General features: G+C 67.6%; 11 protein-coding genes. 8 read left to right on the top strand and 3 right to left on the bottom strand.

Annotated features, from left to right (window positions below; all coding sequences use genetic code 11):
• On the top strand, positions 1 to 926 hold a 926-nt coding region (locus CKO43_RS22840; protein ID WP_200380090.1), incomplete at its 5' end, for an MFS transporter.
• Positions 927 to 936: 10 nt separating this feature from the next.
• A complete protein-coding gene (locus CKO43_RS22835) occupies positions 937 to 1,422 on the top strand; it encodes a nucleoside deaminase (RefSeq protein ID WP_200380089.1) in 486 nt (161 codons plus the stop codon).
• Here the strand turns inward: CKO43_RS22835 and CKO43_RS22830 are convergent.
• The gene (locus tag CKO43_RS22830) at positions 1,352 to 1,663 is read right to left on the bottom strand and encodes a DUF2917 domain-containing protein (RefSeq protein ID WP_207185192.1); all 312 of its coding nucleotides are present in this window, start codon (positions 1,661 to 1,663) and stop codon (positions 1,352 to 1,354) included. The genes CKO43_RS22835 and CKO43_RS22830 overlap by 71 nt on opposite strands.
• A gap of 153 nt (positions 1,664 to 1,816) precedes the next feature.
• On the opposite strand from CKO43_RS22830, the gene CKO43_RS22825 reads away from it, so the two are divergent.
• Together CKO43_RS22825 and CKO43_RS22820 are read left to right on the top strand one after the other, a co-directional pair.
• The gene (locus tag CKO43_RS22825; protein ID WP_200380087.1) at positions 1,817 to 3,316 is read left to right on the top strand and encodes an aminotransferase-like domain-containing protein; all 1,500 of its coding nucleotides are present in this window, start codon (positions 1,817 to 1,819) and stop codon (positions 3,314 to 3,316) included.
• A gap of 67 nt (positions 3,317 to 3,383) precedes the next feature.
• Entirely contained in the window at positions 3,384 to 4,217 is an 834-nt protein-coding gene (locus tag CKO43_RS22820; protein WP_200380086.1) for an urease accessory protein UreD, read from the top strand.
• A 79-nt stretch (positions 4,218 to 4,296) separates the two neighbouring features.
• On the opposite strand, the gene CKO43_RS22815 is transcribed toward CKO43_RS22820, so the two are convergent.
• On the bottom strand, positions 4,297 to 5,448 hold the full coding sequence (locus tag CKO43_RS22815) for a PepSY-associated TM helix domain-containing protein (protein ID WP_346728384.1): 1,152 nt from the start codon (positions 5,446 to 5,448) through the stop codon (positions 4,297 to 4,299).
• Complete coding sequence (locus CKO43_RS22810; RefSeq protein WP_200231569.1) at positions 5,448 to 5,624, bottom strand: hypothetical protein; 177 nt, start codon at positions 5,622 to 5,624, stop codon at positions 5,448 to 5,450. The genes CKO43_RS22815 and CKO43_RS22810 overlap by 1 nt, the downstream gene beginning before the upstream one ends.
• Positions 5,625 to 5,825: 201 nt before the next feature.
• On the opposite strand from CKO43_RS22810, the gene CKO43_RS22805 reads away from it, so the two are divergent.
• From CKO43_RS22805 to CKO43_RS22790, 4 genes are all read left to right on the top strand, one after another.
• Positions 5,826 to 7,973 carry a TonB-dependent siderophore receptor gene (locus CKO43_RS22805; RefSeq protein ID WP_200380084.1) on the top strand — a complete coding sequence of 716 codons (2,148 nt, stop codon included), beginning with the start codon at positions 5,826 to 5,828 and terminating at the stop codon, positions 7,971 to 7,973.
• A gap of 480 nt (positions 7,974 to 8,453) precedes the next feature.
• The gene (locus CKO43_RS22800) at positions 8,454 to 9,542 is read left to right on the top strand and encodes a nuclease-related domain-containing protein (RefSeq protein WP_346728382.1); all 1,089 of its coding nucleotides are present in this window, start codon (positions 8,454 to 8,456) and stop codon (positions 9,540 to 9,542) included.
• Complete coding sequence (locus CKO43_RS22795) at positions 9,478 to 11,361, top strand: AAA family ATPase (protein ID WP_200380083.1); 1,884 nt, start codon at positions 9,478 to 9,480, stop codon at positions 11,359 to 11,361. Before CKO43_RS22800 ends, CKO43_RS22795 begins: the two co-directional genes overlap by 65 nt.
• Before the next feature lie 163 nt (positions 11,362 to 11,524).
• Positions 11,525 to 11,929, top strand: a complete 405-nt coding sequence (locus CKO43_RS22790) for a hypothetical protein (RefSeq protein ID WP_200380082.1) — start codon at positions 11,525 to 11,527, stop codon at positions 11,927 to 11,929.
• The last annotated feature ends 392 nt before the right edge of the window (positions 11,930 to 12,321 follow it).

The following is a 12,321-nucleotide window of genomic DNA, read 5'->3' as shown; positions in this document are numbered from 1 at the left end:
TCGGTTACCGCGGGGCGGTCGTCGCCGGTGTCGGCATCAGCGCGCTCGCTTTCCTGCTGACGCCGGCGCTGCCGCTGGCCGCCTGGGCCTTGCCGTCGGCGGCGATCGGCCTGGGGCTGGGCTGGCGCTGGATCGGCAACGAGACCTGGCTCTACCGGCTGGCACCCGGCAGCGCGCGCGGGCGTGTCGTCGGCGTGCACGAGACGCTGATCGGCGTCGCCTCGGTGGCCGGGCCGGCGGCAGTGGCGCTGCTGGGCACGCTGCGCCCCGACGCCTTCCACCTGGGCGCTGCCGCCTGCCTGGCGGCGCTGCTGCCGCTGATGCTGGCGAAGACGCTTGCGGTGCATGCCGAACCCGAAGCCGGCGCCGGCTGGCGCGGCCTGGGCCTGGGCGCCTGGATCGCCGGCCTGGGCGGCTGGATGGAGGGCAGCCTGCTGTCGCAGCTGGGCGTGGCGCTGGCGCCGCAAGGCCTGGACACCGCCGACACCGCGCGGCTGCTCACCGTGCTCGGCATCGGCGGCATGCTCTGCCAGGTGCCGCTGGGCTGGTGCGCCGACCGTCTGGGCGTGCGCCGCAGCGGCTGGATCTGCGCCGGCGCCGCGGCGCTGGCAACCGCCGCCGCGCTGCTGGCGCCGGGTTCGCTGCCGGTGCTGGCGGTGGTGGCTTTCACCGTCGGCGGTGCCGGCGCCGGCCTGTTGACGCTGGGCATGGTGCACGCCGCGCAGGGGCCCGACGCCGGCGAGATCGCGCGCCGCGTGCGCCAGGTGTCGCTGGTCTACACGGGGCTGTCGGCCTGCGGCCCGGCGCTGGCCGGCCTGCTGATCGAAAGCAGCGGCCGCCCGGCCTGGCTGTGGTGGCAGCAGGCGCTGCTGGTGGCCGTGCTGGCGCTGCTGCTGCGCCGCGACGGTGCGCGGCCGGCGCCTTAGCATCGCCGCGATGGACGCGCCCACCCCCGAGCGCCTGCTGGCCTGGCTGCGCCGCGCCAACGAAGTCGCGGCGCGTGCGCTGGCCGAAGGCCGCCACCCCTTCGGCGCGGTGCTGGTCGCGCCCGATGGCGACACCGTGCTGCTGGAGCAGGGCAACGTCAGCGCCGTCGAACACGCCGAGGCGGTGCTGGCACGCGAGGCCGCGCACCGCTGGGACACGTCATACCTGGCCGGCTGCACGCTGGTGACGACGGTCGAGCCCTGCGCGATGTGTGCCGGCACCCAGTACTGGGCCGGCATCGGCCGGCTGGTCTACGGCATGGACGAACGGGCGCTGCTCGCGCTGACCGGCGACCACCCCGAGAACCCGACGCTGGACCTGCCCTGCCGCGAACTCTTCGCACGCGGCCAGCGTGCGATCGAGGTCATCGGCCCGGTGCTGGCTGCCACGCCGGAGATCGCGGCGCTGCACCGGGACTTCTGGCGCCGGGCTTAAGCTCGGCGCCCGGCGGCAGCAGCTCGGCCCGCACCGGCCCGTCCAGCGCTTCGACCACCAGCGCGCCGCGGCTGCCGGCCGGCAGCACGTGCTCGGCGCCGGCGGCCAGCACCTCGTCGTCGGCGCAGCCGCTGGCGGTCAGCCAGATGCGCCCCTGCAGCACACGCAGCCGGCGGCCGGCGGGGCCCGGCGCCAGCGTCAGGGCCTGGCCGGGGGCGAGGAGGAGGGCGGTGGTGTCCATGGCGGCCATCGTCGTGGCGCGGCCGGGCGCCCGCCAGCCACAGCGCCGCGTGGGCTTCACCGGCACAGATGGCCGCCGGTATGCGGCTGTGCTGGCCTGTTCGGGCCGCGGCTGTACCGGTCCACAGCCACGCGGCGCGCCCACAATGAACACATGGACGCCACCGCAGCCGACGCTTCCCGCCCGCTGTACCGCCGCCTCGCCGAGCACCTGGCCGGCGCGATCCGCGGCGGCACCCTGCCGGCCGGGGCGCGGCTGCCGTCGGTGCGCCAGGCGGCGCGCGAGCAGCTGGTGTCGGTGGCCACCGTGCTGCAGGCCTATCGCGCGCTGGAAGACGAACAGCTGGTGCAGGCGCGGCCCAAGTCGGGCTACTTCGTCGCCGCCGCACCGCGCGGCGTGCGCCTGGCCGAACCCGGCACCTCGTCGCCGCCCGAAGCGCCGCTGGCGGTCGACATCGCCTCGCTCTACGAACTGATGATCCAGATGCTGGGCGCGCCCGGCGTGGTGTCGCTGGGCGCCGCCTGCCCGTCGTCGGCGCTGTACCCGGGCGCGCGCATCCGCCGCGCCGTCAGCCAGGCGGCGCTGCGGCACCGCGCGCTGCTGACGCACTACCCCGGCAGCTTCGGCGAAGAGGCGCTGCGCCGCGCGATCGCACGCCGTGCGCTCGGCATGGGGCTGACGCTGGACGCACGCGACATCGTCGCCACCGGCGGCTGCAACGAGGCCATCGCGCTCGGGCTGCGCGCCGTCACCCGGCCCGGCGACACCGTCGCGCTGGAGTCGCCCACCTCCTTCGGCTTCCTGCAGATCCTGGAAGCCCAGGGCCTGCGCGCGCTGGAGATCCCGACGCACCCGCGCCACGGCCTGTCGGTGGACGCGCTGGCGCTGGCGCTGCAGACGCAGCCGGTGCGTGCGCTGCTGGCGGTACCGACGCTGCAGAACCCGCTGGGCGCCTGCATGCCGGTGGGCGAGCGCCGGCGCCTCGCGCAGCTGCTGGCGCGGCACCAGGTGCCGATGATCGAGGACGTGATCTACAACGACCTGGCCGAACGCGACGAACACCGGCGCGCGGTGAAATCCTTCGACACCGAAGGCCTGGTGATGGTCTGCGGCTCCTTCGCCAAGACCGTGGCGCCGGGGTTGCGTGTCGGCTGGATCGAAGCCGGGCGTTACAGCGCCGCCGTGAAGCGGGTGAAGCCGGCTTTCGGCGGCGGCAACACCGGCATCGTCGAGATGGCGATGGCCGAACTGCTGAACCAGCCCGGCTACGAGCCGGGGCTGCGCCGGCTGCGGCGCGCGATCGGCCCGCGCATGGCCGAGGCGCGTGAGCTCGTCGCCGCCCACTTCCCGCGGGGCAGCCGCGTCACCGACCCGGCCGGCGGCATCATGCTGTGGGTCGAGATGCCGACAGCTGTGGACTCGATCGAGCTCTTCCGCCGTGCGCTCGCCGCCGGCATCTGCGTCGCGCCCGGCACGATGTTCAGCGCCAGCGACCGCTACCGCCACTGCCTGCGCCTGAGCCTGGGCGGCGACTGGGACGACAGCCACCGCGGCGCCATCGCACGTGTCGGCGCGCTCGCCTGCACGCTGGCGGCCGAGGCCGCACGCCCGGCCACGCCGCAGGCCGCGAACGACGAACCGCGCGCGGCCTGAGCACCGCGCTCTCCTACACTCGCCCGTCCCCACTTCCTTCCGGGCGCCGCGTGCGTGCCCGCCGTCCATGGGCTGGCACGGCCATCTGCGTATCGACTACCGGCTCGACGGCGAGCGCTGCATCGCGCTCGACCGGCACCACGGCCCGCTGCGCGTGCTGCAGCGCCTGTACCCCGAAGGCCCCGGCATCTGCCACCACGTGCTGGTGCACCCGCCCGGCGGCATCGTCGGCGGCGACGTGCTCGAAGTCGACGCCACGCTGGCCGCCGGCAGCCATGCGCTGCTGACGACACCCGGCGCGACACGTTTCTACCGCAGCGCCGGCGAGCGCGCGCTGCAGCGTGTCGCCTTCGACCTGGCCGCCGGCACGCGGCTGGAATGGCTGCCGATGGAGACCATCGCCCACCGCGGCTGCCTGGCCGACAATCGGCTGCAGCTGCGCCTGGCGCCCGGTGCCGAGGCGATCGGCTGGGACATCCTGGCGCTGGGCCTGCCCGCAGCCGGCGAAGCCTTCGACGCCGGGAACTACGCCCAGCGCGTCGAGCTGGACGGTGTCTGGCTGGACGCCGGCGTCGTCAACGGTGGCGACACCGTGCTGCTGGACGGCCCCTGCGGTTTTGCCGGCCACCGCGTGCTGGCGACGATGTGGTGCGCCGCCGGCGGCGCCGGTTTCGCCGCCGCGCGCCGCACCGCGCTGCTGGAAGCGGCGCGCGAAGTCATCGACGCCGATGCGCTGGCGGCAACGGCCGGCGTCACCTCGCCGCACGCGCCGGTGGTGGTGGCGCGGGTGCTCGCCGACCGCGTGGAGCCGGCGATGGCGCTGGCCGTCAAGCTGCGCGCCGCCTGGCGGCGTGTGCTCTGGGGCCTGGAGCCGAACCCGCCGCGCATCTGGCGCACCTGAGCCCTCAGGACTTGTCCGGGGCTCCTTCCCGCCCGGCGGGACCGGCCGACAGGCCGAAGGGTGCCCCAGGTGAGCCGGCTCAGGTCAGCGCGGGCACGCCGTCCTCGGTCTCGCCGACCGCGGCCTCGCGCGTGCGGGTCGCGCGGCGCTTGAGCCACAGGTACAGGCCGCTGCCCAGCACGACGATGGTCGCGACGTCGAGCAGCGCCCAGAGGATCTTCATCGGCATGCCGGCGTAGTCGCCGAAGTGCAGCGGCTTGGACACCAGCAGCGCCGTCAGGTACCAGGGCAGGGCGGGCGCGGCGGTGACGCTGGCGCTGCGCGCGTCGACCAGCACCGGCTTGAGCAGCTTGGACGTCAGCGGCGTGTCGCCCTGAAGGAAGACGGTGACGTGGTGCGGGCTGGAGTAGGCCGTGCCCGGGAAGGCGAGGAAGGACACCTTCTGGCCCGGCGTGTGCGCCAGCGCCGCGCCGAGCGCCTGCTGCACCGGCGCACGTTCGGCCTCGGGCACCAGCGGCTGGCCGGCGTAGGGCGCCAGCAGTGCGCTCAGCTGCGAGTACTGCCAGTACTTCACCAGCGGGTCGGCCCAGGTGTTGATGACGCCGGTGAAGCCGACGACGGTGGCCCAGACCAGCGTCACGATGCCCAGCAGGTTGTGCAGGTCCAGCCACTTGAGCCGCGGCGAGCGGTCGCGGCGCACGCTGCCGAAGTCCAGCCGGCGCATGAAGGGCGCGTACAGCACCACGCCCGAGACGATGGCCACCACCATCAGCAGGCCCATGAAACCCAGGAACAGCATGCCCGGCAGGCCTGCGAACAGGTCGATGTGCAGGCGCTGCATCCAGTACATGAAGCCTTCGCCGGTCTTGGCGTCGCGCAGCACCTGCGCCGTGCGCAGGTCGACGGCGACCGACTTGTAGTCGTCGGTGGGCGCCGGCGTCGGCGTCAGCGTGAAGTGCCAGATCGACGGCTCTTCCTCGTCGGGTGCGGCGTATTGCACGATGCGCTGCGGGTACAGCGCACGCGCCGCGGCCATCGCCTCGTCCAGCGGCCGGGCGGCCTGCGGCGCGGCCAGCACCGGCAGTTCCACCTCGTCGCCCGCCAGGTGCTCGATCTCGTGGTGGAAGATCAGCGGCAGCCCGGTCAGGCACAGCAGCAGCATGAAGACGGTGCAGACCAGGCTGCTCCAGGTGTGCAGCCAGCTCCAGGCGCGCAGCGAACGCGCGCTGATCATGCGCGCCGCCCCGCGACGGCGTACCAGCCGCCCACCAGCACCGGCAGCCCCAGCGCGAACCAGGACCAGACGTCGCCCCAGTGGTCGGAGACCAGCGCGCTCAGCAGGCCCGAGGCCGTGAGCAGGCCCAGGCCCAGCGGCCAGGCCCAGACGCGGCGGAATTCAGCAGACATCGACTCTCCGTGCGGCCGGGCAACAACAGGGCCGGCTTGTGGCTGGCGATGTTAACGAGAACCGTTATCATTCGCGAGCCCATCGTGCATATCCCCCCGAATGATGACGCTGCGCCGCCACATGAGGGGGATTGCGTGCTGCGGCCCGCGCCCGCGGTCATCGGATCGCGCAGCTGCCGTCGACTCCTTCCCTCCAAGCCCATGACCCAGAAACTGATGTTGAGCGCCTGCGCGATCGCGGTGTGCACCCTGGCCGGCCAGGTCCACGCCCAGGCCCAGGCACAAGCGCAGAACGAGACCCAGGCGCAGGCCACGACGGCCGACGGCGGCGCCGAGAAGATCGTCGTCACCGCCAAGCGTGCGCAGCGCGTCTCCAAGGGCGCGACCGGGCTGCCGATGGAGATCAAGGACACGCCGCAGTCGATCAGCACGATCGACAAGCAGGACATCGTCGACTTCGGCGCCACCGGCAGCAACGAGGCGCTGCGCCTGGGCACCGGCATCAACATCGAGCAGTACGAGACCAACCGGGCGGGCTTCAACTCGCGCGGCTTCGACATCCAGCTGACGCAGGTCGACGGCGTCGGCATGAGCAACGACTGGGGCGTGGTCGTCGGCCAGCAGGACAGCTACCTGTTCGAGCGCATCGAGCTGATCCGGGGTGCCAACGGCCTGCTGACCGGCGTCGGCAACGCCTCGGGCACGATCAACTACGTGCGCAAGCGCCCCAAGAACGAGGACGGCGGCGAGGCCAACGTCACCTGGGGCCCCTACGGCAGCAACCGCCTGGCGCTGGACTACAACAAGGTGCTGACCGAAGACGGCTCCTGGGCCGGCCGGCTGGTCGTCGCGCGTGAGGACAAGGACTCCTATCTGCGCGGGCTGCAGGACCTGCGCAGCACCGTCTACGGCGTCATCGACGGCCAGATCGGCGAGCACGGCATGCTGACCTTCGGCTTCAGCCACCAGCGCGCCAACCAGGACTCGCCGATGTGGGGCTCGCTGACGCTGAACTACGCCAGCGGCGGCCAGGCCGAGTTCGACCGCTCGTCGTCGACCTCGCAGGACTGGACCTACTGGAACACGCGCAGCAACAACGCCTTCGTCGAGTACCGCCACGAGCTGGCGCCCGACTGGGAGCTCAAGGCCACCGTCAACCACCGCGAGACGACCGAGGACACCAAGCTCTTCTACGCCTACCTGCCGACGGGGGTTGCCGGGCTGAACGACAACGACACCGGCCTCATCGGCTGGCCGTACAAGAGCCACGGCACGACGAAGAACAACCTGGTCGACCTGAACCTCAGCGGCGAGTTCGAGGCCTTCGGCCGCCGCCACAGCCTGATCGCCGGGCTGAGCCGCTCGCGCCAGCAGAGCGACACCGCGACCCAGGGCTACGACACCGCCACGTACGGCGACCAGCCGCTGCCCGCCTTCCCGTACCGCGGCGACGTCTACCCCGAGCCCGAATGGACCGGCGTCGCGTCGACGACCGACGGCGAGCAGACGCTGACCCGGCTGTACGCCGCGTCGCGTCTGGCGCTGACCGAGCGGCTGAAGGCCATCGTCGGCGTCAACGCCATCAAGCTGCAGCGCGAAGGCGCCAGCCGCTACGGCAACGCCGGCACCAACGGCGTCAGCTACCCCGACACCAAGGAGACCAGCCCCTACGTCGGCCTGACCTACGACATCACGCCGGCGGTGCTGGGCTACGTCTCGTACTCGACCATCTTCCAGAACCAGGACCAGACCGACTACGACAATGTCTACCTGGACCCGATGAAGGGCGTGAACACCGAGGCCGGCGTCAAGGCCGAGTGGCTGGACCGCAAGCTGCTGACCACCTTCGCCGTCTTCACCGCCGAGCAGAAGGGCCTGGCGACCTACGCGGGCATCAGGACCGACACCAACGCCAGTTGGTACAAGCCTGAAGACGTGAAGTCGCGCGGCTTCGAGGCCGAAGCCACCGGCCGCATCGGTGCCGACTCGCGCATCACGCTGGGCTTCACGCGCCTGAAGCTCACCGGCCCGGACGGCAACGACACCAGCCTGTGGGTGCCGCGCACCACGCTCAACTTCCGCTTCGACACGCGCGTCGCGCAACTGCCCCAGCTGCGCCTGGGCGTGGGCGGGCGCTGGCAGTCCGACGTCAGCAATTCCGCCGAGACCGTGCGCCAGGGCTCGTACCTGCTGGCCAACGCCTTCGCTGCCTACGAGCTGAACGAACGCACCACGCTGCGGCTGAACGTCGACAACCTGACCGACAAGAAGTACATCGGCGGGCTGTCCGGCGGCGGGATCTACGGTGCGCCGCGGCAGGTGTCGATGTCGGTGAACTACAAGCTGTAAGGCGGCGGAGCCCGGTCGCCGCCCGCGACGCGGGACGGCCGCAACCGTCGTTTAGTGCAAACGTACTTGCACTATCTGCTGCAGCCAAGGAAGTTGTGGCTGAAATGGGGTGCTGGACGAGCGCCCGTCAACGCCCCGGGTGCGCCCCGGGGCGTTGGCTTTTGTGGGCGCAAGACGGCGGGGCGACAGCAGTTTGGGGCTCCAGTCTTCTTCGCGTCGGGTTGAAGACCGCGTGCAAGGTGCCGCGCGTGGCTTGCGCGGCCACCGCCACGCTGCTGCCCGCCGCCTTAGTGTCCCGCGGGGCGCCAGACGCAAGCTGACGCCCGTAGCGGATTAGATCTGGCGCAAGCCGCGCCGAAACAGCCCCGCATTCGCCCGCCCCGTGTGCCGCAGTTCGCGCGCATCGGGCGGGCGAAGCTTTGTGTGCGGGCGTAACGCGGTGGCATGATCCCAGGCAAAAGTGACCAGGGAGGTCATCGCGTGCTGATCAAGTCCGCCGACGACAAGTCGAAGCGGCTCGCGCTGCTCGAGGATTTGCAGAAGTCCCCGCTGCTGGACCGCCGCCAACGTGATTGGCTGCGCGACGAGCAGTTCCGCCTGAAACGCGGCATCGCCGGCGAGCGCGATGCGGCGCACTTCCTCGACAACTACCTGCGGGACGACCCCGACCGGATGCTGCTGCACGACCTGCGTTTCCAGGTCGACGGCGAGGTGGTGCAGATCGACCACCTGGTGCTGACGCGCGGGATGTATGTGTACCTGTTGGAGACGAAGAACTTCAACGGCAGCCTGCGCATCAACGAACACGGCGAGTTCTCGGTCGAGTATTCCGGCGAACGTGTGTTCGGCATCCCGTCGCCGCTGGAGCAGAGCCGTCGCCACGAAGGCCCGCTGCGCAAGCTGTTCGAGCGCCTGGAGATCTGCGGCCGCAACGGCGGCGCGCCGCATATCGAACACTGCGTGCTGGTCAGCCCCTCGTCGCTGATCCACCGGCCGCCGGCCAAGGCCTTCGACACGACGAACGTCATCAAGGCGGACGGGTTTCGGGCGTGGCACGAGAAGTTCCAGCAGAACACGAGCTTCACGCCCGGCCGCTTCGTCGGCGCGCTGATGAACATCCGCGGTGCCGACACGATCGAGGAGTTCGCGCGCAAGCTGGTGCGGCAGCACAGGCCGAGCGATCTGCTGGCTTTGCCGGAGTTCATGAAGCCGAGGGTGGAGGTGGTGGCTGCTGTGCCGCCTGCTGTCGCTCCACGGCGGGAGCCTGTAGCGCCAGCGCGGGCGCCGGAACCTTCAACGGCGGAGGCGGTTACGCCTCAGGACGCAGCGCCGGAGCGCCGCAAACTCATTTGCGCGACCTGCGGCGCCAGGATCTCGTTCGCTGAAGGCAAGTTCTGCTGGAACAACGAGAAGCGGTTTGGGGGGCGCAGTACTGCAGAGAGCATCAGACGGCATCTCTATAGCGAATTTTTCGTGCGTTTCTTTTTAAATATAAGGGGGTCCTGTGAAGATATGCTCTGTTCGCATCAAGAACTTCCGTGCTCTCAAGGATGTTGTTATTCCCTTTGACTCCGTCACAACATTCATTGGTCCGAATGGGGTTGGTAAGTCTACCGTGCTTCGCGCCCTTGACTGGTTCTTCAATGGCAAGCCTGGGCTAATTGCGGAGGGTGATTGCTCATTTGGGGTGGTTTCCGAGCCTATCGAAGTTCAGGTTACATTCCGTGATCTTACAGGCAAGGATCGCGATGCTCTTGGTAAGTATGCGTCGCGAGAAACTGATGCCTTTACAGCGTGGAAGATTCGATCGCCAAGTGGGGCGGAGGTGCTATCGGCAAACGCAAAGGGATTCCCGGAGTTCAATGAAATAAAGGCTGCTACTAATGCGGGTGCAAAAAAGGAGCTCTACGCTACGCTTCGTAGTAGTCAACCTGACTTGGGGTTGCCGTCAGCTAGTACCGGGACCGCGGTTGAACAGGCAGTGATTGCTTGGGAGTCCTCGCATACCGATCAACTTGTCGATGTGCCTGAAGCACTTCAGACCAATTTTTTTGGTTTTAATAGTGGCGGCAAGATGAGTGGTTTGTTTGACTTTGTCTTGGTCACTGCGGACCTTCGCGCAAGTGAGGAGTCGATCGACGGGAAATCGAGCATCATCGGCAGAATACTTGAGCGATCCGTGGATCGAAGTGCCGCTGATGCAGAGATTGCAAAAATCGTTGAAGAGTCACGCGTAAAGCAACAACAGGTCTATGACGAGAAATTCAAGTCGCAGCTCGATGTGATGGCTGCGCACTTAAACGACATAGTTCGATCCTATTCTCCTGGGCGTGAGATTTCGGTATCGCCTGCCCCTGTTGAACTCAAGGCCCCTCGCACGACATTTGATGTCAGCGTGCTGGATGGTGCTGCAACAACCGCAGTGGATCGGCAGGGTCATGGTTTCCAGCGCACCATTTTAATCTCGGCGCTGCAGCTCTTGGCGCAATCGGCTTCGGCGTCCACGGAGGGTGTGATTTGTCTGGCAATTGAAGAGCCAGAATTGTTCCAGCATCCTATTCAGGCACAGGCTTTCGCAAAGGTTCTTAGGTCTCTGGCAGAGGATACGGACAAAAGAATCCAAGTGGCATATGCGACTCATAGCCCCTACTTTGTTGAGGCTCGCAACTTCAATCAAATTCGGCGTCTAACTAGATCCACCGACGGAAGTCCGGCGATCAAGGTCCACTATGCGACGCTCGCTGATGTGAAGTCCAAACTGAATGGCATTATCGATGGAGACCAAGTTGCTCGACAACTAGATGGAGTGGTGACAGGTCGTCTCTCTATCGCGCTGTTTGCATCTCGCGCGCTCCTGGTGGAAGGAGACACAGAGGTCGCAGTTCTGTATGGAATTGGCGATCGGGGTGCGGTGGGGTGCCTTGAGTCGCAAGGGATTTCGATAGTCTCGGTTGGCGGTAAAGGTGGGATCCCGCTTGCGCATGCGATTCTTACGGCTCTTGGTATTCCAACTTATGCTGTATTTGACGGGGACGGCGGTTTTGAGGCCCGGGCGAAGGCTGTCGGTAAGAGTAAGGAAAAAATTGAAGGCGAGCGGTCAAAATTTGTGACGGAGAATCGGCGTCTTCTGAAGTATTTTGGTGAGATGGAGGTTGATTTTCCTCCTGATATGGTAGGTGAGCGGCTGGCGACTATGAGTGACCACCTCGAGAGTTGTCTCGCTGCCAGTTGGCCAGAGTGGGTGGCATCTTGTGAAGAAATCGAGTTGGCTGCGGGAATACAGCTTGCTAAGAATCAATATGCGTATCGGGCTGCGACGCTAGAGGCGAAAGGGGCTGTTCCGGAGGTGCTTAAGCGGATTCTGCAAGAATCGGGGGCGTCTATCTGATTGTGAAGATGGTTGTCTGTCAGGAGGTATAATCGAGTCGGCTCAGATCTTATTGTTTTGGGTTGGTGTCTATTTCGACGCGGGTTATTCTGGGTGCGATTCTAGTTAGAGATTCCGGAGTATTCAAAGGTTTCTTTGATATTTAATCAAAAGGGAGGATTTTATGGCTAGGAAGTTCATTGACTTGCTGGACAGCAACGGAACGGCAGTTCTTGTAAATACGTCACTGATTACGCGGATATCGCCCACACATGGGACGAATATCGACGATGGTGTCGATGTCATTTTCATTACATTCGGAGAGCCGTCTCTGGCGATGATCTCAGTGCCAGCAAGCAAGATGACGCCGATTCTTCATGCGGTAGCAGAGAGTGGCAGCAAGTTCATCGACGTACGAGCTGTTGGTGGCGCTCGTGTATTTCTCAACGCTGAGTACATCAGCCATGTCACCCCGACGCACGGTCGCGATTTCAGCGACGGCGCTGATCTCACGGTATTCGGCGCGCAGTTCCAAGTGCCCGCAAGCGCGGTTCCAGCCGTTCTCAAAGGCTTGGAGCAAGTCGGCTAGTAAGCCGTCGGCGAGTCCGTCTTACGTCGGCCGCTTGGTATGAGAACCGCGGCGGCCTCGCAGCGCCCCGCCCCCCACCCGCCGGCTGCGACTTTTCGGCGGCGAGCAGCGCAGGGTTCGCGGTCGGCGCGCGTCAGCGCGCATCGTGATCTGACTCGCGGCCGACTGTTTGAGCGGAGCTCACGCCAGTGAGCGCAGCGAGTTGGGCCGCGCGACCGCGAAACCGAGCAGCGCAGCGCAGTCGGCCCGCAGGGCCGACCGCCGAAGCCGGAGCTGCCGGTGGGTGGGGGGCGGGGCGCTACGCGCCGATGCCGGCGCACCACCCCCACAGCATCTGATCGAGCAACCGCCTCATCCCCGCCTCGTCGCCAGATAAACCCCTGCCGCTGACA

Origin of the sequence: Rubrivivax gelatinosus, from assembly GCF_016583785.1 — a bacterium.
Classification (GTDB): domain Bacteria; phylum Pseudomonadota; class Gammaproteobacteria; order Burkholderiales; family Burkholderiaceae_C; genus Rubrivivax; species Rubrivivax gelatinosus_B.
The sequence above is the reverse complement of the archived record's forward strand: the minus strand, read 5'-3'. Positions and strand labels throughout refer to the sequence as shown.